15 protein-coding genes and 1 pseudogene are annotated in these 21,235 nt (G+C 65.0%); 6 read left to right on the top strand and 10 right to left on the bottom strand.

Annotated features, from left to right (window positions below):
• Positions 1–6 precede the first annotated feature (6 nt).
• A complete protein-coding gene (locus tag NY08_RS00735; RefSeq protein WP_052683689.1) occupies positions 7–582 on the bottom strand; it encodes an excalibur calcium-binding domain-containing protein in 576 nt (191 codons plus the stop codon).
• Between the two features lie 301 nt (positions 583–883).
• On the bottom strand, positions 884–1,234 hold the full coding sequence (locus tag NY08_RS00740; RefSeq protein WP_045194344.1) for a VOC family protein: 351 nt from the start codon (positions 1,232–1,234) through the stop codon (positions 884–886).
• Positions 1,235–1,380: 146 nt separating this feature from the next.
• On the opposite strand from NY08_RS00740, the gene recC reads away from it, so the two are divergent.
• The 3 genes from recC to recD are packed head-to-tail and all read left to right on the top strand — an operon-like array spanning position 1,381 to position 9,853.
• Complete coding sequence (gene recC, locus NY08_RS00745; RefSeq protein ID WP_045194346.1) at positions 1,381–4,656, top strand: exodeoxyribonuclease V subunit gamma; 3,276 nt, start codon at positions 1,381–1,383, stop codon at positions 4,654–4,656.
• On the top strand, positions 4,653–7,994 hold the full coding sequence (locus tag NY08_RS00750) for a UvrD-helicase domain-containing protein (RefSeq protein ID WP_045194348.1): 3,342 nt from the start codon (positions 4,653–4,655) through the stop codon (positions 7,992–7,994). Before recC ends, NY08_RS00750 begins: the two co-directional genes overlap by 4 nt.
• The gene (recD, locus tag NY08_RS00755; RefSeq protein WP_045194350.1) at positions 7,991–9,853 is read left to right on the top strand and encodes an exodeoxyribonuclease V subunit alpha; all 1,863 of its coding nucleotides are present in this window, start codon (positions 7,991–7,993) and stop codon (positions 9,851–9,853) included. Before NY08_RS00750 ends, recD begins: the two co-directional genes overlap by 4 nt.
• An 18-nt stretch (positions 9,854–9,871) precedes the next feature.
• Here the strand turns inward: recD and NY08_RS00760 are convergent, their stop codons facing one another.
• From NY08_RS00760 to NY08_RS00775, 4 genes and pseudogenes are all read right to left on the bottom strand, one after another.
• A complete protein-coding gene (locus NY08_RS00760) occupies positions 9,872–10,687 on the bottom strand; it encodes a TY-Chap domain-containing protein (RefSeq protein WP_052683690.1) in 816 nt (271 codons plus the stop codon).
• Positions 10,688–10,764: 77 nt separating this feature from the next.
• Positions 10,765–11,958 (bottom strand): annotated as a pseudogene (locus tag NY08_RS00765) (sulfite reductase subunit alpha); the annotation flags it as partial.
• 56 nt (positions 11,959–12,014) lie between these two features.
• On the bottom strand, positions 12,015–13,484 hold the full coding sequence (locus tag NY08_RS00770) for a DUF2079 domain-containing protein (protein ID WP_045194352.1): 1,470 nt from the start codon (positions 13,482–13,484) through the stop codon (positions 12,015–12,017).
• Between the two features lie 50 nt (positions 13,485–13,534).
• Positions 13,535–14,515, bottom strand: coding sequence for a GTP pyrophosphokinase (locus NY08_RS00775; protein WP_032395080.1), 981 nt, complete (start codon positions 14,513–14,515; stop codon positions 13,535–13,537).
• 91 nt (positions 14,516–14,606) lie between these two features.
• On the opposite strand from NY08_RS00775, the gene NY08_RS00780 reads away from it, so the two are divergent.
• Complete coding sequence (locus tag NY08_RS00780) at positions 14,607–15,581, top strand: sigma-70 family RNA polymerase sigma factor (protein WP_032395156.1); 975 nt, start codon at positions 14,607–14,609, stop codon at positions 15,579–15,581.
• 12 nt (positions 15,582–15,593) lie between these two features.
• Here NY08_RS00780 and NY08_RS00785 read toward each other — a convergent pair whose 3' ends face one another.
• Entirely contained in the window at positions 15,594–16,001 is a 408-nt protein-coding gene (locus NY08_RS00785) for a VOC family protein (RefSeq protein ID WP_045194355.1), read from the bottom strand.
• Between the two features lie 196 nt (positions 16,002–16,197).
• Positions 16,198–16,467: a hypothetical protein gene (locus NY08_RS00790; RefSeq protein ID WP_045194358.1), complete on the bottom strand. Its 270-nt coding sequence runs from the start codon at positions 16,465–16,467 to the stop codon at positions 16,198–16,200.
• Positions 16,468–16,735: 268 nt separating this feature from the next.
• On the opposite strand from NY08_RS00790, the gene NY08_RS00795 reads away from it, so the two are divergent.
• Together NY08_RS00795 and NY08_RS00800 are read left to right on the top strand one after the other, a co-directional pair.
• On the top strand, positions 16,736–17,917 hold the full coding sequence (locus NY08_RS00795) for an NAD(P)/FAD-dependent oxidoreductase (protein ID WP_045194360.1): 1,182 nt from the start codon (positions 16,736–16,738) through the stop codon (positions 17,915–17,917).
• 70 nt (positions 17,918–17,987) lie between these two features.
• The gene (locus tag NY08_RS00800) at positions 17,988–19,097 is read left to right on the top strand and encodes a hypothetical protein (protein ID WP_045199482.1); all 1,110 of its coding nucleotides are present in this window, start codon (positions 17,988–17,990) and stop codon (positions 19,095–19,097) included.
• A gap of 64 nt (positions 19,098–19,161) precedes the next feature.
• On the opposite strand, the gene NY08_RS00805 is transcribed toward NY08_RS00800, so the two are convergent.
• Positions 19,162–20,604 (bottom strand): GntP family permease, encoded by a 1,443-nt coding sequence (locus tag NY08_RS00805; RefSeq protein WP_045194362.1) that lies wholly within the window; start codon positions 20,602–20,604, stop codon positions 19,162–19,164.
• Entirely contained in the window at positions 20,601–21,230 is a 630-nt protein-coding gene (locus NY08_RS00810; RefSeq protein WP_094630839.1) for a bifunctional 4-hydroxy-2-oxoglutarate aldolase/2-dehydro-3-deoxy-phosphogluconate aldolase, read from the bottom strand. The genes NY08_RS00805 and NY08_RS00810 overlap by 4 nt, the downstream gene beginning before the upstream one ends.
• Between the last annotated feature and the right edge of the window lie 5 nt (positions 21,231–21,235).

Genomic DNA, 21,235 nt, shown 5'->3' on the forward strand with positions numbered 1-21,235 from the left:
CTGTCATCAGTTCTCGCAGCCGACGCCATCTTCGTCACGGTCCAGTTTGATGCTGTAGCCCGGATCCCCGGAGTAGATCGGGGCTGCACCCGCCGCACGGACCGCATCGCAATTGGCGTACGAGACAGCGGAAGGCACTGCGGCCAACGGCGCGGGAGCGGTGTAGACGGGCTCGGGTGTGTACACCGGTTCCGGCGTGTAGACGGGCTCCGGGATGTACACAGGTTCGGGCTCGGGCAACGGGATGTATTCCGTGGTCGTCGGTATCTCGACGGCGGCGGCGACCGGCTCGGTGGTCGGAGCCGCGTTCGTCGTGGTCGGGGCCGGTTTTGTGGTCGACGGCGGTGCGGTGGTCGTCGTGACGGTCGGCAACGCGGGCACGGCCGCGACCGGTGCGATGGCGGTCGGGGTCTCGCTTTCGGTCGTGGTGGTCAGCCCGATCACGAACAGGGCGGGGAGGACGGCGATGGCCGGTACCGCCCAGACCTTGCGACCCCGCGCGGGCGACGAGCGGAGGTACGTGACTCCGCTGCCGACCAGCAACGCGCCGACGAGTAGCGCACCGAACTCGAACGAGACCACTGCCCCGATCAGAAAAAGTGCACCGAAAACAATTGCGACCCAAGCGAATATCTTCCCGAACAGGGGGCGGCGAGGCGTCTGTGGCTCGGGTGCCGGGCGCTGAAAGGGTGGTGGGTAGGCACTGGTCATGTCGAGGGTCCGTTCGGGTCGCGAGGGGTGTCGATGCCGCGGCCGAGATGTCACCCGCGAGACCGGAAGCAACCGTCTCGTTCTGTCCGAACCGGTCGGTCGCATTTCCGTTCACCATGTCGCACCGACCGGGCTCCTCGTTACATCCCGTGTGAGAACGCCAACCGCCCGATCAGTAGTGCTCGCGAAAGCCGCCGATCGCAGTGATGGAATTGCCGTCGGGATCGGAGACGGTCGTCAGTCTGACCCCCTTGTTCGCGTCGACGATGGTGCCGAAGTCGATGCCGCGGGAACGAGCGGCATCGACGAACACCTCGATGTCTCCGACGGCAACGTTGAACAACGACGAGCCTGCCCGCTCGGGATCGACGGTCACCTGCAGCCACGCAGCCGAAGCAAGCCGCCACTCCACCAGACTCGGCATCGGATTGTTGTCGGGGCGGCGGTCGAACAGCTGCTCGTACCACTGTCGTGCCGAGTCGATATCGCGCACCGCCACCACGGCAAGCACATGTTCGATCATTGCGTTCTCCTCACAATCGTTCGGGTTCGCAGATATGGACCGGATCCGGCGGCCCGACTCATCGCGCAGAATCTGTCGGTGGCTCGAGTAGGGTCGTCACGAGTCCGAAATCGGGCACCGATACGAGCAGGCAGGGGACCGCAACGGTGTTGACGCTCCACCGCGCCGAACGCGCCGGAACACTCGCGGCTGCACTCGCCGAGATCTTGTCCGTTCCGTTGGACGATCCGTTCGTACCCGAGATCGTGTCGGTCCCGGCGAAGGGCGTCGAGCGTTGGCTCACCCAGCGACTGTCGAGCACCCTGGGCGGTTCGCACGGCGACGGCATCGCAGCGAACGTCGACTTCCCGAGCCCGACGCGATTGGTATCGCGCGCCATCGCGGCGGTCGACGACATCGACCCCGACGATGATCCGTGGGCTCCTGGCCGGGTTCTCTGGACGGCGCTGGAGGTGATCGACGAGTGCCGCACCGAGACCTGGGCGGCCGTCCTGTTCAAGCACCTCGGTGCCGGTTCCGAGGATCACCGGGTGGGACGCCGCTGGTCGACGGCTTCGCATGTGGCAGAACTGTTTCGCACTTACGGATCACAACGTCCTCAGATGCTGCGCGACTGGTTCGACGGGCGTTTCACCGACGGCCACGGCGGCGATCTCGACGAGGACCTGCTGTGGCAACCGCGGGTGTGGGCCGCGATGCGCGAGCGGATCGGCAGCCCGAGCCCGGCCGAACGACTGCCGCAGACCTGCGCGCGACTCAGGGATGCACCGGAGTCGGTGGACCTACCGAGCCGGTTGTCGGTGTTCGGTCCGACCCGGCTAACCACCGATCAGCTCGAGATACTGAGTGCACTGTCGCAGGCTCGGGATGTGCACGTCTGGGTTCCGCATCCCAGCCCGTCGATGTGGCGCACCCTCGCCGAGATTCCGGCGGTGACGCGCCGACGAGACGATACGACGGCTCTGGCCGTCGAGCACCCACTGCTGGCCGGCCTCTCGCGAGACGTGCGAGAACTCCAGGCCACCATCGCGTCGGTGGCGACGAACACCGTGCATCACCAGGGCCCGGAAGCGGCGAACACCCTGCTCGGTCGAATTCAAGCCGACATCACCGCCGATTCGCCTCCGTCTCCCGAATTCGACGACGGCACAACGTTCGTCGACGGATCGGTGCAGATTCACGCCTGTCACGGACCTGCTCGACAGGTCGAAGTGCTGCGCGAGTCGTTGTTGCATCTGTTCGCCGGCGACCCGACGCTCGAACCACGGGACGTGCTGGTCATGTGTCCGGATGTCGAGACCTATGCGCCGCTGATTCGCGCGAACTTCGGGCAGGCGGCGCTGGTGCATCCTGGACACCGGTTGCGGGTGCGCCTGGCCGATCGAGGCCTGCGCCGCACCAACCCCGTCCTCGATGTCATCGCCACGGTGCTGGATTTCTCGGAGGGGCGGGTGACGGCGAGCGAGCTGTTGGACTTCGCTGCGAGCGGCCCGGTGCGGGAGAAGTTCTCGTTCACCGACGACGATCTCGAGCGCCTGCGCGAGTGGGTGGCGAGCTCCGGTGCTCGCTGGGGACTGACGGTTCGGCAACGAGAAGAATACGGCTTGAACGGTTTTCGCCAGAACACATTCAAATCTGCGCTCGACCGCATCCTGCTGGGAGTGGCCGCGGACGAGACTCGTAACGAATACCTCGACCTCGCGCTGCCCCTCGACGACGTCGACAGCAACGACATCACCCTCGCCGGCCGCTTCGCCGAGCTCGTCGATCGGCTTGCCTCGGTGCTCCGCGCACTTGCCGGTCCGGCATCGGTGACCGAGTGGACCCGGCAGCTCGGGCGCGCCCTCGATCTCCTCGCAGACGTGCCCACCGCCGACGAATGGCAACTGGCACAGGCACATCGAGAGATCTCCGACGCCACCGAACACGGTGGCACCGCCGAGCTACGGCTCGCGGACGTGCGCGCCATGTTGGCCGGCAGACTGGCCGGTCGACCCACCCGTGCGAACTTTCGCACCGGCGAGCTGACCGTGTGCACCATGGTGCCGATGCGCTCGGTGCCGCACCGAGTGGTGGTGTTGCTCGGGCTCGACGACGAGGTGTTCCCCCGAGTGGGCAGTATCGACGGAGACGACATCCTCGCCCGTGATCCGGCTGTCGGCGAACGAGATATTCGCAGTGAGGACCGACAACTCCTCCTCGACGCGGTGATGTCCGCCGAGGAGAAGCTGCTCTTGTTCTACACCGGAGCAGACCCCGTCGACGGGTCGATCAAGCCGCCCGCGATCCCGCTGCGAGAGTTGATGGACGTGCTCGAGGTGACGGCGGGCGCAAGCGTCGAACACCGGCATCCGCTACAGCCGTTCGATCCGCACAACTTCGAAGCCGAGCACCCGTTCAGCTTCGACACCGTTGCCCTGGCCGGAGCGGTCTCCCAGCAGCGGACGCCCGATCCGGTGGCACCGTTTCTGCTCCACGCACTACCTCCGACCGATCGCGGGGACGTCGAGCTCGCCGAACTGATCGCATTCGTCGAGAACCCGGTGCAGGCATTTCTACGGCAACGGCTCGGATTTCGAGTTCCGGAGCTCGAGGACGACCTGGCGGACAGTCTGGACATCGAGCTGGATCCGTTGTCCCGGTGGAACATCGGTGATCGGATGCTCGCGGCAGTGCTCGCCGGTGGGGACATCGGGGAATTCGCGGACGCCGAGTGGCGGCGCGGCACCCTCCCTCCGTTCCATCAGGGCCGCAGAGAGATGTCCGACATCCGGCAGATCGTCGGAATCATCGCCGACGCGGCCGCTCCCTTTCACGAGGGTCCGGCCGAGACCGTCGACGTCGCGGTCGATCTCGGTGACGGACGCCGCCTGACCGGCACCGTCACCGGAATTCACGGCCGTACGCTGGCGAGATCGTCCTACTCGCGCCTGGCCGCCAAACATCGACTGGCCGCGTGGGTGAGGTTGCTGGCGGTGGCCGCATCCCAGCCAGGGGAGTGGAGCGCCGTCACCATCGGCCGGGCGAGCGGGATGCGCCCGCCTCGTCGCTCTCGGTTGACCGCCCCGCGGGACCCCGCAGCCGTGCTGCGTGACCTGGTGGACCTGCGTGATCGCGGAATGACCTCGCCGCTGCCGATATCGACCGGTACCGCGTCGGCCTACGCGGAGAAGCGCTTCGGTGGCGGAACCATCGAGGACGGCTACGAGTCGGCCACGTGGGCGTGGCGGGGTGACTTCGGCGACGGGACCGACCGGTCGCTGCGCTACGTCCATGGGTCGACACTGTCGTTCCAGACGTTGCTCGCCGCGACCCCGCATGCCGACGAGACCGAGCCGTCGAACGAGAAGAGCCGTTTCGGAATTCTCGCTCGAAAGCTGTGGGACCCGTTGCTGACCGCCGAGAACATGGGGAACGCATGACTGCCGCCCGCGGTTTCGACCTGCTCGGTCCGATGCCGACCGGAACTACCGTCCTCGAAGCCAGCGCCGGGACCGGCAAGACGTACGCGATCGTGGGATTGGCCGCGCGCTACATCGCCGAAGGGATCGCCGAGATCTCGGACCTGCTTCTGGTGACGTTCAGTCGGGCCGCGACCCAGGAACTCCGAGACCGCACCCGCAGCAGGTTCGCCTCGATCGCCCGGGACCTGGCAGATCCGGACACCGCTCGCGCATCTCGGGATCCACTCGTGGCGTTTCTGGCAGAAGTCGACGACGCCGAAGTGGACCGGCGGCGTCGCCGGTTGCGACGGGCACTGTCGGACTTCGACGCCGGAACCATCGTCACCACTCACAGTTTCTGCCAGCGCATGCTCGACGGGCTCGGCATCGCGGGCGAACGCGAACCGGAATCGGCCTTCGTCGAATCGGTTTCGGACCTGCTCGAACAGGTCGTGGACGACCTGTATCTGCAGATGTTCAGCGGTGACGACGAGGCGCCTGCATTCGGTAGGCGGGACGCTCAGCAGTTGGCGTTGGCGGCCGTGGGTGACCCGCAGTCGATTCTGTACCCCGACATCGAGGACCTGGACGACAGCAACCGCGAGCCTGGACTGCGTGTGCGGTTCGCCAGGGAAGCGCGCCGGGAAATCGAACGTCGCAAACGCCTGCTCGGGGTGCGTGACTACAACGATCTGCTGGGACTTCTGCATTCGGTGTTGTCCGACCCCGTCCACGGCGAGGCCGCTTGCGCCCGAGTGAGAGACCGATTCCGCGTCGTGCTCATCGACGAATTCCAGGACACCGACCCCATGCAATGGGACATTCTGCGGCGGGCGTTTCACGGATTCACCACGCTCATCCTCGTCGGCGATCCGAAGCAGGCCATCTACGCGTTCCGTGGAGCCGAGGTACTGAGTTACCTCGACGCGGTGCAGACCGCGGACCACCTCTACGAGCTCACTGCCAACTGGCGTAGTGATTCGGGGCTGCTCGACGCCCTGCATCATCTGTACGGGGGCGCAGCCCTCGGTCACGACGACATCGTGGTGCACCGAGTCGAGGCTCGAAACCCTCTCTCGCGCATGGTCGGACATTCTCCCCTGCGGTTGCGATATCTTCCCCGAACCGGCGCTGGTCCACTGCGGCAGGGTTTTCCCGCGGTCGACCGCCTCCGATCCCGGGTTGCGGCGGACGTTGCGGCGGACATCGTCGAGCTGCTGTCCGGACATGCCGTGATCGAGCGTCCCGACGGCCCTCGGGTGATCGAACCGCGGGACATTGCCGTGTTGACACGAACGACCAAGCAGGTGGCGTTGATTCGAGACGCGCTCGACGCGGTCGGGGTGCCGTCCGTCGTATCGAGCAGCACCAGCGTGTTCGGCACCGAGAGTGCCCGACACTGGCTGTGGTTGCTGCAGGCGATCGAGCAACCTCATCGCACCGATCGCGTACGTCTGGCCGCTTTGACTCCGCTGCTCGGGTGGACCGCCGCGCAACTCGACTCCGGAGCCGAGGACGCGCTGTCCCAGGTCAGCAGTCGTCTGCGCGAGTATTCGGTGCTGTTCGACGAGGCGGGGTTCGCGGCAGTCTTCGAGCGGGTGTCGGCCCAGTCCGGACTCGATGCAAGGCTGCTCGCGGTCGAATCCGGTGAGCGCACGATGACCGATCTGCGACACATCGCCCAATTACTCAATCGCGCAGCGGTATCCGAGTCCTACGGAATCACCGCCCTCACTCGCTGGCTGACCGACCGCATCAAGGAACCGGCAGCGGGCGGGTCGACCGACCGGAGCCGTCGACTGGACAGTGATTCTGCAGCGGTGCAGATCATGACGACACACGGAAGCAAAGGGCTCGAATTCCCTGTCGTCTACCTGCCTTACGCCTGGGACACGTTGTTCTTCAGCAAGCCGTCGACGCTGTTGCTGCACGAGAACGGCAAGCGAATCCGAGACGTCGGCGGACCGTCCGGGGCGGGGTATGCGGCCAGGAAGATCCTCAACGATCAGGAGGAGGCAGGCGAGGAACTGCGATTGCTCTACGTCGGTCTCACCCGCGCCGAGTGCCGGATCGTGCTGTGGTGGGCACCGGGCCGAAACACCGCGACCTCCTCGCTGCACCGCGTGCTGTTCGGACGCATCCCCGGAATCGCTCTGCCCGAGCCGTCGTACAAGGTTCTCGACGACGTGACGACTGCGAACCGGCTCCAATCCTGGGTCGGGTCGGCAGCCGGGCTCATCTCGGTCGAACCGGTGGGGCCCGGTGAGCCGTCCACTGCACACTGGATTCGTCCCGAGCAACCGCACCTCGACGTTGCCGCCGCACGCTTCGATCGAACCCTCGACCTACTGTGGCGTCGGACGTCATACTCCGCGTTGACAGCTCATGCTCACGACGCCGCGCCCGGCGCGCTCGAAGTAGGAGTGACCAGTGAGGCCGAGCATCCCGAGAAGACGGACGAGCCCGCCGAGACGTCGGTCGGTGGCGACTATCCAGGAAGCGAGTACATCGACGAACAGCTGGACGGAATCGCGTCACCGATGAACGGCATGCCTGCCGGTGCGGCGTTCGGAACGCTCGTCCACGAGGCTCTCGAACACGTCGACACGTCCGCACCGGACCTGCTCGCGGAACTCGAAGGTCGCTGCGCTGCGGCGGTCGCGTCGCGAATGGCGGAGGTCGATCCGATGGCGTTGGCCCAGGCTCTGTTGCCGGTGATGCAGACGCCGTTGGGTTTCGGGACGCTGGCCGACGTAGCGCCGTGCGACCATCTGGCCGAGCTCGACTTCGAGCTGCCCTTGGCCGGCGGAGACGATCCGGTGGCGGACACGGTCACGCTGAAGTCCGTGGCGCGCCTGTTGCGTCGCCATCTCGAACCGACGGACGTGCTCGCGTCCTACGCAGATCTGCTCGACGATCTCGAGGCAACACCGCTTCGCGGCTTCCTCACCGGGAGCATCGATTCGGTTCTGCGCGTGGCCGGACCTCGATACGTCGTGGTGGACTACAAGACGAATCGAATCGCGAGAGGCGATCTGACCACCGGCAACTTCACCCGCGAGAAGATGGCCCAGGAAATGATCCGCTCGCATTATCCGCTGCAGGCAATCCTGTATGCCGTTGCGCTGCATCGATATCTACGATGGCGTCAATCGAACTACGACCCGCAACTACATCTCGGCGGCATCCGATACCTGTTCGTGCGGGGCATGGTCGGACCGCAGACTCCCGCCGGATGCGGAGTGTTCGACTGGGATCCGCCCGCAGCTCTGGTGGTCGAGCTGTCGGATCTGCTCGCGGGCAGGGCGAGCCGATGACCGGTGTCTCGATTGCGCTGCGCGGCAGTGGAATTCTACGTACGTTCAACGACGTGGGTGTGCTGTCGGCATCCGACGTGCACGTTGCGTTGCGGCTCGGTGCCCTGGCCGGGGAATCGTCGGAGCACGTGCTGCTCGCCACCGCTCTGACGGTGCGCTCGGTGCGATCCGGCTCGGTGTGCCTGGATCTGCGACGACTGCAAGACGTCACCGTCGACGAGGATTCGGACGTCGATCCGAGCGCACTCCCGTGGCCCGAGCTCGACGACGTGCTCCGAGCGCTGAGGGTGAGTCCACTGGTGGTCGGCAGCTCGAATGGGCCGTTGAGGCCGCTGAAACTGGTCGACACCGATCAGGGTGAGCTGCTGTATCTGGACCGATACCATCTGCAGGAGAGCACCGTTCGGGATCTCCTCGACGTGCGTTCGCAATCCCACCCGCCCGCCGATGCCGTCGAGATCGGCGGGGCCTTGGCCGCGCTGTTCGTGGATGGATCGGGTGCACCCACGGCCGCCCCCGATCGGCAGCGAATAGCGGCGGCTCTGGCAGCGACGCAATGGACCACGGTCATCGCCGGCGGACCCGGAACCGGAAAGACCCACACCGTAGCGAGAATTCTGGCGCTCCTCGTACGCGAACACGGCAGCGATCTGCGCATCGGACTGGCCGCACCCACCGGTAAGGCCGCAGCCCGACTGCAGGAATCCGTGTCCGAACAAGCCGGGCTCCTCGGACTTCCTGCGGACCTGAAAGCAATGACGCTGCACCGACTTCTGGGATGGAAGCCCGGAAGCAAGACGCGGTTCCGGCACGATGCGGAGAATCGGCTGCCCTACGACGTCGTCGTCGTCGACGAAACCTCGATGGTGTCTCTGACGATGATGTGTCGGCTGCTCGAAGCCGTACGTCCCGAGTCTCGGTTGATTCTCGTCGGCGACCCGGACCAGCTGACGTCGGTCGATGCAGGCGCGGTGCTGGCCGATCTGGTGGCCAGGCCCGTCACCGGCACGGAGAACCCGGTTCTGGCTCAGCTCGTCGACGCGGACTTCGCCGCCGCCGAGGATCCCGAAGAAGCGGCGCTGAGCGCGTTCGAGCGAGACCGATTGCGCGGCGGCGTCGTTCGGCTCAGTCGTGGCCGACGCTTCGGCGGAGCCATCGCTCGCTTGGCCGTGGCCGTCAGGGACGGTCGGGCCGACGATGTGATGGCGTTGCTCGAATCCGGCGCGGAGGAGATTTCGTTTCAGAGCCCCGACGACGTCGACGCTCTACGTTCGGACGTGATCGACACCGCAGCCGAGGTCACCGCCGCCGCCGTACGCGGGGATGCCACCGAAGCACTGCTCGGGCTCGAGAAACATCGCCTCCTGTGCGCGCACCGCGAGGGTCGATGGGGAGTCTCGCGGTGGGACCGGCAAGCGATGGAGTGGGTAGGAGAAGGCACCGGAACATTTCTCGACCCTTCGCTGTGGTATCCCGGTCAGCCGTTGTTGGTTACGGCCAACGACCACGAGGCGAGGATCTACAACGGAGATACCGGCGTTGTGGTGTTGGGAGACAACGGGACTCCGATGGCGGCGTTCGCTCGAGGTCGCGGCCACGTGTTGATTCACCCGAATGTGCTCTCCTCGGTACACACCGTGTACGCAATGACGATCCACCGCAGCCAAGGCAGTCAGTACGACACGGTCTCGGTTCTGCTGCCGGCCGAGGCATCGACGCTGTTGACGCGAGAACTGCTGTACACCGCCATCACCCGCGCACGATCGCACGTTCGAGTGATCGGTACCGAGGAGGCCATCCGCGAGGGCGTCGAACGTCAGGTGCTGCGGGCGAGCGGGCTGCGCCGAAAGATCCTGTAGCTCGTTCGATCGTGTTCGTCACCGGCACGCATGCCGGTCTGCCCTCGTCACGACGTCCATGCTGTGTGCGACCAGAAGCCATGTGCGGGCCAGGTTCTTCCATACCCCGACGTTGTTGCCAGTCGCGTCGGCGGAGGGGCGAGCCCGAACGGCGGCCGATCGATGCAGCGACAGAGCTCGCGCTTTCAGCGCGTCGATATCGCCGTCGGCGCACACCGATCGAACGGTGTGCGCATCGACGCGGCGACCGACCAACTGGCACAACGCTTGCAGTGACCTCAGCTCGGCAGGCACGTCCTCGGATGTCTCCGACGGGCTTTCGGTCGTTGTGCCGGACGTGCGACCGACGAACCCGCGCTGCAGGTCGACCGGTCCCGACGACGCAGCGTCGGCCGCGACGCTCCACACGCTCAGGAACGACGGATGTGGGACGTTCCAGAGCTCCCGGAACGCGCTAGTGATCATCTCCGCGACGAGCGCTGCATCTGCTCGGGTGTCGGTGCGCGTGAGATCGATGATCGACCCGTCTGCGACCGGCTTGCCTCGATCCAGCCAACCGAAGTCGAGGAGCTGCACATCCATGGCCGTTGCGTCCGGGGCATCCGGGTACAGCAGTGACGGCAGCGCTGCCACCGACACCAGCACGCCGCCGTCCGTCGCTGCCACGTCGATGTACGGCCGCAATCCGCGCTCACCGGGGCTCGCCTGGGCAGCGGAAACCGTGATGCAGTCCCGTCTCGGCAGGGTCCGAAGACGGGAGTGCAGGTTTTCGGTGAACGTGGCCCACGCGAGCGCGGTGGCGGAGTCGAAATGGCCGTTCTGCAATGCGGTCACGATGCGAACCCTCTTCTCGGACGAGAACTGATGCCTGTATCCGAGACCGTAGCGAGAGGGTCCGACAAGAACCTGGGTCAGTAGACGTCGCGAAGGTAGCGCTTGGATCGCTTGAGGTCGTTGACGTAGTCCTCGGCGGCGTCGGGGGAGCGGCCACCGTGCTCGGCGACGATCTCGTGCAGTGCCTCGTCGACACTCTTGGCCATCCGAGCCGCATCGCCGCACACGTAGATCAGCGCACCCGCTTCGAGCCACCCGTACAGCTCCTTGCCTGCCGCACGCATGCGGTGCTGAACGTAGATCTTCTGGGGCTGGTCGCGAGAGAAGGCCAGATCGAGTCGAGTCAGCAGACCGTCGCGCTCGAAATCGACCAGTTCGTCCTCGTACAGGAAGTCGCTCGCTCGATGCTGATCGCCGAAGAACAGCCAGTTCTCGCCTGTTGCGCCCCGGGCTCGACGCTCGTGCAGAAAAGCTCGGAACGGTGCCACTCCGGTTCCCGGCCCGATCATGATGATCGGGGTGTCGTCGGATGGAAGGCGGAACGATTTGTTGGCCGACAGGAACACCCCGGCTTGCTGTTGCTCCCCGACGCGGTCGGCCAGATACGTCGAGCAGACGCCGCCGCGATCACGCTCGGCGGACCGATAACGGACCGTGGACACGGTCAGATGCACGGTGCCCTCGTGCGCGAGCGGAGACGAGGAAATCGAGTACACCCGGTGTTGCAGTGGTCGCAGCAGTCCGAGGAACTCGGCTGGATCGAACGCTCCCGACCGATCGAGGTCGAGAACGTCCACGACGTCCCGACCCCACGTCCAGGCGTCGAACGACGCGCGGTCGCCGTTCTGCAGAACGTGATCGAGCTCGGCGTCACCGGCGCGTTCGGCCACGGCCTCGATCAGATCCATGGACGGGATGCCGATCTCGTAGTCCGTGGTCAAGGCATCGGCCAGGGTGATCTCACCGGATTTGGTGTGGACAGCGGTGTCGGCAGGCACTCCGAGACGCTCGATCACGGCCGTGACCAGCGCTGCGTCGTTGACGGGTTTGACGCCGAATCCGTCGCCGGCCTCGTAGGCGATGCCGCTCTCGCCGAGCGCGATCGAGAAGTGTCGAACTTCCTTGGCCGATGTGGGGCCGGAGAGACGTCGGTTGCCCAGAATCTGCGCGCGGTAGGGATTCTTCCGATTCCACGGTGAGCGCTTCGATGCGGTCTTGGTGGCGCCGAGATCGCCGGTTCGAGCGTCGATGTCCTGTACCTGCCTTGCGGTAGTCGTCTTGTGAGCCGACTGGGAGGTCGACTCGTTCGAACACTAATCGGGGCCACTCACTCGCGGTGCAGGACCTCGATTCCGTCGACGGAGAACACGACGTCGTATCCGCTCGCCAGCGCCCGGTCGATCGCCTGACGGTCGCCGGTCTCGTCCGTCGGCCACCCCGCAGGTCGTTGCCGGTTGACGACGATCCAATCCGGGACGGTCGAATCGGTCGTACGCTGCGGAAAGACCGAGACCTCGTGGTCGGCGACGAGTTGAGCCACGAGATTGTTCGACGCCGCAACCCGATCACCGGCGGGAATCCACTCGGAGATCTCCCGTGCGGTCGCGGCCTGCGGATCGATCGTCCATTCCTGCGCGTGCACCACACGTGACATGGGCAGGAAAGGCAGCGCGATGACCGCGAAGGCTGCCACGAACGCGACGATCAGCTTCCGGCCACGTTCGGTGAGCTGACCGTGGCGGTGGCTACGCGCCAACGCGTCGAGCAGGGCGACGAACACGATGACCATCAGGATCGCGTTGTAGTGGTAGATCGGCTTCCAGAAGTTGGTGTTGTCGCTGAGAAAGCGCCACGCGACCGTCGGGACCGCGACCAGGAGCAGTGGCGATCTCAGGGCGAAGAAGCCGGTGACCGCGAGAAGCAGAAAGGCGGTGGCCGCCCGTGAATCGCCGGCAACCAATCCGTGCGCGGTGCCGGCTATGCCCTCGCCGAGCGGAGGCAGCTTCGAGCCCTGATCGTACGAGTTGTCCGAGCTGAGGGCCGGGATGATCACCTTGACCGCGAGCACTACCCAGGTCAGTCCCCAGACAGCAGTCAGCGTCCCTGCAAGGCGCGTTCGGCCGGTCGTCCACAGCGCCACCAACGCCCCGATGACGATCACCGTAAGGCCCATGTCCTCTTTGACGAACACCAACGGTAGAGCCCAGGCCAGGGCCGGCAGCCAATGCTGTCGGACCAGCGCGACCATCGACATGGCCAGCAGGGGCATCGCGAACGCCACCTCGTGGAAATCGAAGTTCAGCGCGGCCTGCACGCCCCACGACAGTCCGAACGCCGCGGCCGTCACGATGCCCACGACCGTGCCGAATTTCTGTACCGCCAGTCGGCTGATCGGAATCACTGCGAGCGCGAACAGCACCGCTTGTGCGATCAGCAGTGTCTCGGCGTGCGGGAACAGTCGGTAGAGGGGCCCCAGCAACGCGGTGATGGGCGAGAAGTGATCGCCGAGCGTGTTGTAGCCGGTGCCGAGCAGGTCGGATGTCGGCGCGCGAAACTGCGAGTACGACGCGATCTGTTGGACGAATATCCCGAGGTCGAATCCGGACGTACGGAGCTGGCGATGGCCGAGGACGGACATCACCGAATACAGGGTCGCCAGCACGGCGAAGGAGACGACCGGCACCAGCGTCTCGGCGGAACGGAACGCCGAGCGCCGGTCTGTGGTGGCTGTTTCGTCGGTCGCTGTGTCGACACTGTCGGCATCGGTGACGACCGTGGATTTCTCGGTAGTGGTCACGAGAAGGCATGTCTACCGGACCGACGTGAGATGTTCCTGAGAACCGCCGGTCAGCGCTTGCGCTTCTTCGCTGGTTTGCGTCGCGGCGGCTGCGAGGTGAGGTGGTAGTAGAGCGCATCCTCGGAGTCCTCGACCACCACATCGATGAAGTCGCCGACTTCGAGGTAATCGTCGACGGCGATCCGGTCGGTCGAGCCGATGACTGCTTTCACCGATCGAGCGGGAACGAGGCCCCTACGGCCGTCCGGTCCGACGGCGAGTGCATAGCGTGGACCGGTACGGGTGACCCTGGCGCTGATGAAGTCCGGGTCCTTCGGTATCGGGTCGGCCGCGAGCACACCCCCGTCCTTCGACGCGGCCGTCAACGAGTCGAGCTGCGCGGCCAGATCGTCGGCCATCGCATCCACCTGATCGAGCAGGTGGGCCATGTGTGCGGCGTAGTCGGTGTGCTTCTTGGTCGGCTTGAGCGCCTCACCGGGCTTGTACATGTCTTCGTGGGTCAGCTCGCCCCAGGCGTCCTGCAGGCGCGTCTTGACCTGAACTTCCACTTTCACATCGAGATCACCCTGATGCGTTGCGACTCGGACGACCAGCACCGCGTGGTACGCGCGATAGCCACTCGGCTTGGGAAAGGCGACGTAATCGGTCGGTGGTTGCGCGAACCGAACAGAGCATTCCGGGTCGTTGCACGCACGCTCGAGAGCAGCGACGAACGTCAGCTGATCGCGCGGGGTCTTGCAGAGCACCTTGACGCCGACGAGATCGGGCAGAGCCTCGGCGACGGCATCGGCGTCGGTCGGCTCGGTGATGCGGCCCTCGGAGAGATAGCGGCGCAGTTTGTCGGCCGATCTGCCCGGGTCCTTGATGCGTGCCGTCTGCGCATTCAGTCGGTCTCGATCGACGTCCTCGAGAATCTCGTCGGCGATGGTCTCGAGGAAATTCTGCGCAGTGACGAGAGCGGCTTCCCACGCTCGACGACGCTGCAGGTACAGCTCTTCGACCAAGTCGTCGATACTCGTTGCCGATGTCACGATGCCGAGGTTAACGCAGAAGTACCGCCGATCCTGTCGGCGGCGCGCATTCGAGCTGTGGCGTGACTGTGTGCGGTTTACGCTCTACCGCATGACCGTGGCTTCGGAACAGAAGGACGACTTCGTCGAGCAGTTCGATCCCTTCCGTCGTGAGTTGCTCGCGCACTGCTATCGCATGACCGGGTCGATCCACGATGCCGAGGACCTGTTGCAGGAGACGTACATTCGCGCCTGGCGGGGGTACGCAAAGTACGAGGGCCGTTCGTCCCTGCGCACATGGCTGTACCGAATCGCAACCAACACCTGTCTCACCGCTCTGGACGGCCGGGCGAAACGCCCCCTGCCGACGGGCTTGGGTGCACCGAGTTCAGGCCCCACCGACGAACTCGTGCAGAACAACGAGATTCCGTGGTTGGAGCCGATTGCAGATTCCGATCTGGCGGATGCGAGTGATCCCGCATCGATCGTGGTGGCGAAGGAATCCGTGCGGCTCGCCTTCGTCGCCTCATTGCAACATCTGTCGTCGCGACAACGCGCGGTGCTGCTGATGCGCGAAGTGTTGCAGTGGAAAGCGTCGGAGGTTGCCGAGGTTCTCGCCACGACGACGACCGCGGTCAACAGCCTCCTGCAGCGAGCCAGGGAGCGCCTCGACGAGATCGCGCCCGATTTGGACGACATCGAGCCGATCGAATCGGCAGAACTGCAGCAACTGCTCGCCCAGTACGTGGACTGTTTCGAGGCCTACGACATCGACCGGTTGGTCACGTTGTTCACCACTGACGCGGTGTGGGAGATGCCGCCGTTCGTCGGGTGGTACCAGGGCGGCGAGACGATCGGATCGCTCATCCGCAACAACTGCCCGGCAAACGGCGCGGGCGATATGCGGATGGTGTCGACATCTGCCAACGGACAACCGGCATACGGGTTGTACATGTTGGGTGAGGACGGTGTGCACCGGCCGTTCCAGCTGCACGTGCTCGATGTCGATGCCAGAGGGGTCGGACACGTGGCCTGCTTCTTCGATCTGACTCTGTTCGATCGATTCGGATTGCCCGACCGCCTCTAGAACAAAGGTCGGTCAGCTCTCCGAGACGGCGGACGGGTCCATCCACATCACTTCCCACACATGATTGTCGAGATCTCGGAACGCCCTTCCGTACATGAACCCGTGGTCCTGTGGTTCCATCCACTTCGATCCACCCGCGGCGATCGCCGCGTCGGTGAGCGAATCGACCTCGTGGCGGCTGTCTGCAGAGATGCACATCAGCACCTCTCGGGCCGAGCCGGTGTCGCAGATCGAGTCCGAAATGAAGTCCTCGAATCGCGCGGTGGCCAGGAACATCACCGTCGCCTGGTCGCTGACGATCATGGAAGCGGTGTTCTCGTCGCTGAACATGTCGTTGAACTCGAATCCGAGACCCTCGAAGAATGCGCGGGTGGCGACGACGTCGCGAACGGGCATGTTGGCGAACAACAAACGTGACATGGGTACACACCTTTTCCGTGAAGAACCTGCTGCGTCGAACCGTCGAACAACGGTCTTGCTCGTACTGACAGCTGTCGATCCGAAAAGTCATCGGGTGAAGATGTGCCGACACGACGCGACCCCGCCGAGCGGGTGCTCGACGGGGTCGCGGACTGCGAAGCTGAAGGGGGCGTGTAGCTATCGCGGGATCTGCTGGCTATCGCGTGATCTGCGCGAGGCGCGACAACATGCGCGAGAAGACGTGGCCGTCGTTGCCGAGATCTGCGTAGGGGTCGGATGCCTCGTCCGACTCGGTGGTGCCGGGCGTTGCCGCAGCAAGCGTGCGCGCCAACCGGGTGCGACGCTCGATGGCGTCGAGGATGGTGGCGTCCAGCGTTGAAACTTCGTCGAAGAGCTGGTCGACGTCAGCTGTCGCGATGTCGGCACTGTCGGTGCCAATTGCGAGCGAATCGATCTGAACAGTCACATCGTCTCCTTTTGTTCGCGTCCTGAGGTGTGAGTCGTTCGGTCGGCCGGAACCGTTACAGCTCCATCCGAGTAAAAACGATGTTTCGTCGCCCAAACCAACATGCCCACTCGACGGGCCTGGGCCAACCTCTTCGGGGTGTGATGCTGCATACAGTCCGGTCGGTTCCGCTACCTGCGGGTTCTTCGGACGGAACGGCTCGAAGGATTCTTCTCGCGATGTTCCGGGTAGCCGTGGAGCGGATACGTCGACTTTCGAGGAGTGAACGATGCGTTACGACTACCTGATCATCGGTGGGGGAATGGTTGCGGACAGCGCAGCTCGCGGAATCCGCGAGCAGGACGCGACGGGCTCCATCGGAATACTCGGCGCGGACCCCGACGCGCCGTACACCCGGCCGGCGCTGTCGAAGAAGCTGTGGACCGACCCGGAATTCGGCCGCGATCAGGTCTCGCTCGACACGACGTCCGACACCGACGCATCGGTGCACACCGGAACTCGGGTGTTATCGGTCGACCGCTCGAACTCGTCGGTCACCACGGAATCCGGAGACACCCACGAGTACGGAAAGCTGCTCCTGGCAACGGGGGCGACGCCGACGCGCATCGAACTGACCCCCAGCCCGCGCGTGGTGTACTTCCGCACCTTCGCCGACTACCGGGCGCTGCGTGAACTGACGAAGACCGCCGACCACATCGCCGTGGTCGGCGGCGGATATATCGGCACAGAGATCGCAGCTGCGCTGTCTCTCCAGGATGTGAAGGTCACACTGGTCACGTCGGACTCCGTGCTCGGCGGACACATGTTTCCGCAGAGCCTGGCTGCCGGCTTCGACAAGGGTTTCGCCGGCCACGGTGTGACCGTGCGCAGAGGAACGAGGGTCGTTTCCGGAGCCGAGGCGTCGGCGCGCGTACAACTGCAACTCGACGACGGTTCGACCGTGGAGGCGGACGGAGTCGTGTTCGGACTCGGCGTGCGACCCGACACGGAACTGGCCGAGGCCGCGGGGCTGGCAGTCGACGACGGCGTGATCGTCGACGAGTTTCTTCGCACCGAGGACGAACGCGTCTACGCCGCCGGTGACGTGGCGAACTACCCCGACGCCATTCTCGGACGCCGACGCATAGAGCATGTCGACAATGCGACCGAGATGGGTAAGGCTGCCGGACGCAACATGGCCGGTGCCGCAGATCCCTACACGTACACCCCGTACTTCTACTCCGACGTGTACGACGACGGCTATCAAGCGATCGGCACGGTGTCCACGACGCTGACCGTCGTCGAGGACTGGAAATCGGTGGGGAAGGAAGGCGTCGTCTACTACCTCGACGACGATGCCGTCGTCCGGGGCGTGCTCATGTGGAACGTCTGGGAGGGGCTCGACGTGGCGCGCAGCCTGTTGGCGGAGAAGAAGCCGCAGACCGAACAATCGTTGCGCGGACTTATCTGACCTTCTGGAACACTCGATGGCGAGCGATCCGTCGACGACGCCGGCGATTCGGCGCGACCTAGGAGAGACGATGTCCGAGTTCGATCGCAGTGAGTCGGCCGATCAGCGTGCCCGGTTCGACGACGAGGTCCATCGCCGCTGTGCCGACTGCCGGCTGCCCGGTCGCTCCGAGCAGCTGTCCGACGCGGCGGCTGTCGCCATCGCGGCCGGACGAGTGGACGAGGCCACCCGAGCAGTCCTCGTCGGCCGATGGCATGCCGGACGCTCGCTGCCGTCGATCGGAGGATTCGGCGCACTGCGCAATCTGGTGGACGAGCGCGATCGCTGGCTCGGCAAGGACACGACGAACAAGCCCGGATCTGCGCTCGTGTACAAACTCCGTGCTGCAGAATTGACCAAACGAGTCAATCACCACCGCACCACCGTGGTGATGTCGAATCGCCACTACGCCACCGGGGTACGCGCGGCGCGCAAAGAGCGCAGGGAAGGTGTGCATCTGGACCTGGACCAGCGGGACGCGATCTTCGATGCGTTGACGAGAACGCCTGCACCACAGAAGTTCGGCCCGATCGCCGAGCGTGGCCTCTCGCTGGTGGACGCGGCCACGGATCGGGTGACCACGCTGGCGCGCAGAACTCCGGTGGCCGACAGGGTCGAGTGGGCGACAGGAGTAGTGGATCAGTTCGTGGATCGAAAGGACGACCGCTTCGTCGATCGTTACGACACCCTGCTGTTCCTTGCCGGCACGGCGTTCGATCGGGTGCGTCGGTCGCCGGCATGGCAGTCGACGTACTTCGAGATCCAACGCAAACAGCTGGACCTGTTCGTCGAACTCACCGAGATCTCGGTCGATGCCACCTCGTTGCATACGGTAGCGAACGAGTTGAATCGGATCGGTGAAACGATGGTCGACGAGGAGACAGCAGCACAGGTCGAATCCCGCCGTGTCGCACTGGAAGTGGTGTGGAAACAGTTGACCGGACGGGTGGCTGCGCTGGTTCGGCTCGCGAACGTGGTCGAGTCCTCGGAGACCGAGGCACGCACCTCCGACGCGATGGCCCGCGCGCACAGCCTGGACGATCGGATCGACGACCTCGTCGGGCGGTCGGGGAGCCGGGAGATGTCTGCCGAGAACACGCACTTCGTCGGTGATCAAGTGCGGACACAGTGGCGCGACTGAGTGACACCACAGGCACAGAGGCGCGATTCACTGCCGTTCGGGCCACTGAATCGCGCCACCGGCTCTAGGCGATGATTGCGAACAGAATCCCTGCGACGGCGAAGCTGACCACGGACAGAATGGTCTCGAGGACCGTCCACGTCTGCAGTGTCTGCTTGACGGTGAGGTTGAAGAACTTCGCGATGATCCAGAATCCGCCGTCGTTGACGTGGCTGGCGATGATCGAGCCCGCCGCGATGGCCATGGCGATGAGCGCGACGGCAGGAGCCGAGTAGTCCTGCGCCGCTACCAGGGGTCCGACGATTCCGCCGGTCGTCACGATGGCCACTGTGGCCGAGCCCTGCGCCACGCGCAGGGCACAGCTGATGATGTAGGCCAAGACGATGATCGGTAGGCCCGCGGCTGCCATGGTGTCGGCCAACGCCGTGCCGATACCCGTGGCCGAGATGACCTTCCCGAAGAACGCACCAGCTCCGACGACCAGCAACAGCATGCCCACCGGACGAAGTGACTCTCCGGTCAGCTTGCTGAGTTCCTGGACTGTGGATCCGCGTCGAATGCCCAGAACGTAGAACGCGATCAGAACTGCGATGAGCAGCGCGACGGCCGGTGTACCGAAGAACGTGAGTACTTCGAGGAGGTTTCCGGGATCGAGCAGAATGCTGCCGAACGTGGCCCCGAGGATCAGGACCAGTGGAACGGCAATGATCGCTCCGATCGTGCCCACCGACGGCGGCGTCGTGACGACCGGGCGCTTGGTTGCGACTGTGCCTGCGCCTCCACTCTCGGTGGTGCTTGCGTCGTCGCCGTCGTTGATGAAGTCCTCGGGGACGTCGACGATGACGCGTTTACCGATCCAGTTACCCCAGACCAGGCCGGCGGCGATGAATCCTGGTATGCCGCAGATGAATCCGAACAGGATGAGCCAGCCCAGGTTCACCTCGAGCAACCCGCCGAGGGCGACCGGACCTGGGTGTGGCGGCAGGAAGGCGTGCGTCATGGACAACCCGGCCAGCATCGGCAGCGCATAGAGCACCAACGACTTTCCGCCTTGACGCGCCGCCACGTACACCAGCGGTGCCAACACGAAGATGCCGATGTCGAAGAAGACCGGGATGCCGAAGATCAGCCCCAGCAGTCCCATTGCGATGGGTGCTCCGCGTTCGCCGAAGATCCCGAGTAGTTTGGCGGTCAAAGCCTGTGCGCCACCCGACTTTTCGAGAATCGCCCCCAGGACCGTTCCCAGTCCGATGATGACTGCGATGTGCCCGAGGATGCCGCCGAACCCGGTTTCCAGAAGTGACTCGTTGCTCTTGATCGCGGTGCCGACTATCTCGTTGACGGGCAAACCGGCAGCCAGAGCCAATCCGAGGCCGACGATGAGAAGTGCGATGAACGGTTCGAGCTTGACCTTGATGATGACTACGAGCAGCACGGCAATTGCGATGCCGCACAGTACGAGTAGACCAGGAGTCGAGGTCCTGAGCCAGTCGACGACAGAATTCATGACGAGCCTTCCTTGATGTGTGCACTGATAGCCGCCACGAACGCCTGCGCTCGCACGGTGATGTCGTCCCACTGGGCGGCCGCGACCGACGCCGGTGGGACCACATCGGTACCTGCAGTCACTGCGACGGCACCTGATGTCAGGAACTGAGCAGCGTTGCCCGCGTTGACTCCGCCGGACGGAACGAGTTGTGCGTCGGGGAAGGGGCCGAGCAGATCCTTGAAATACGCGGGCCCGACGGTCCGAGCCGGAAATATCTTCACGGCATCGGCTCCGAGATCGAGGGCAGTCATCACCTCGGACGGGGTGAGTGCGCCCATCATCAGCGGGACCCCGGCGTCGGTGACGATCGCGGCAACGTCGGGACGCAGCCCGGGTGTCACGACGAAGTGTGCCCCGGCGTCGATCGCGGACCGGGCTTGGTCGGCGGTCAGGACCGTGCCCGCCCCGACGACTGCACCTGCGTCCGATGCCGCGCGGATCAACGCGAGGACACCGGGCGTGGTGAAGGTCAGCTCGAGCGCGCGAATTCCTCCGCGCGCGAGCGCATCTGCCAACGCAGCAGAATCCGAGATGTGCGGGGCGCGCACCACCGACAGTGTGCGGTCCTCGAGAATGGTCGTCATGGCGT

Origin of the sequence: Rhodococcus sp. B7740 (genome assembly GCF_000954115.1) — a bacterium.
In the GTDB taxonomy this organism is placed as follows: domain Bacteria; phylum Actinomycetota; class Actinomycetes; order Mycobacteriales; family Mycobacteriaceae; genus Rhodococcoides.

What these genes read in the sequence shown, in the direction of transcription:
- NY08_RS00740 (WP_045194344.1), bottom strand. Translation starts at nt 1,234, where the DNA reads ATGATCGAACATGTGCTTGCCGTGGTGGCGGTGCGCGATATCGACTCG.
- NY08_RS00750 (WP_045194348.1), top strand. Translation starts at nt 4,653, where the DNA reads ATGACTGCCGCCCGCGGTTTCGACCTGCTCGGTCCGATGCCGACCGGA.
- recD (WP_045194350.1), top strand. Translation starts at nt 7,991, where the DNA reads ATGACCGGTGTCTCGATTGCGCTGCGCGGCAGTGGAATTCTACGTACG.
- NY08_RS00780 (WP_032395156.1), top strand. Translation starts at nt 14,607, where the DNA reads ATGACCGTGGCTTCGGAACAGAAGGACGACTTCGTCGAGCAGTTCGAT.
- NY08_RS00785 (WP_045194355.1), bottom strand. Translation starts at nt 16,001, where the DNA reads ATGTCACGTTTGTTGTTCGCCAACATGCCCGTTCGCGACGTCGTCGCC.
- NY08_RS00795 (WP_045194360.1), top strand. Translation starts at nt 16,736, where the DNA reads ATGCGTTACGACTACCTGATCATCGGTGGGGGAATGGTTGCGGACAGC.
- NY08_RS00800 (WP_045199482.1), top strand. Translation starts at nt 17,988, where the DNA reads ATGTCCGAGTTCGATCGCAGTGAGTCGGCCGATCAGCGTGCCCGGTTC.
- NY08_RS00805 (WP_045194362.1), bottom strand. Translation starts at nt 20,604, where the DNA reads ATGAATTCTGTCGTCGACTGGCTCAGGACCTCGACTCCTGGTCTACTC.
- NY08_RS00810 (WP_094630839.1), bottom strand. Translation starts at nt 21,230, where the DNA reads ATGACGACCATTCTCGAGGACCGCACACTGTCGGTGGTGCGCGCCCCG.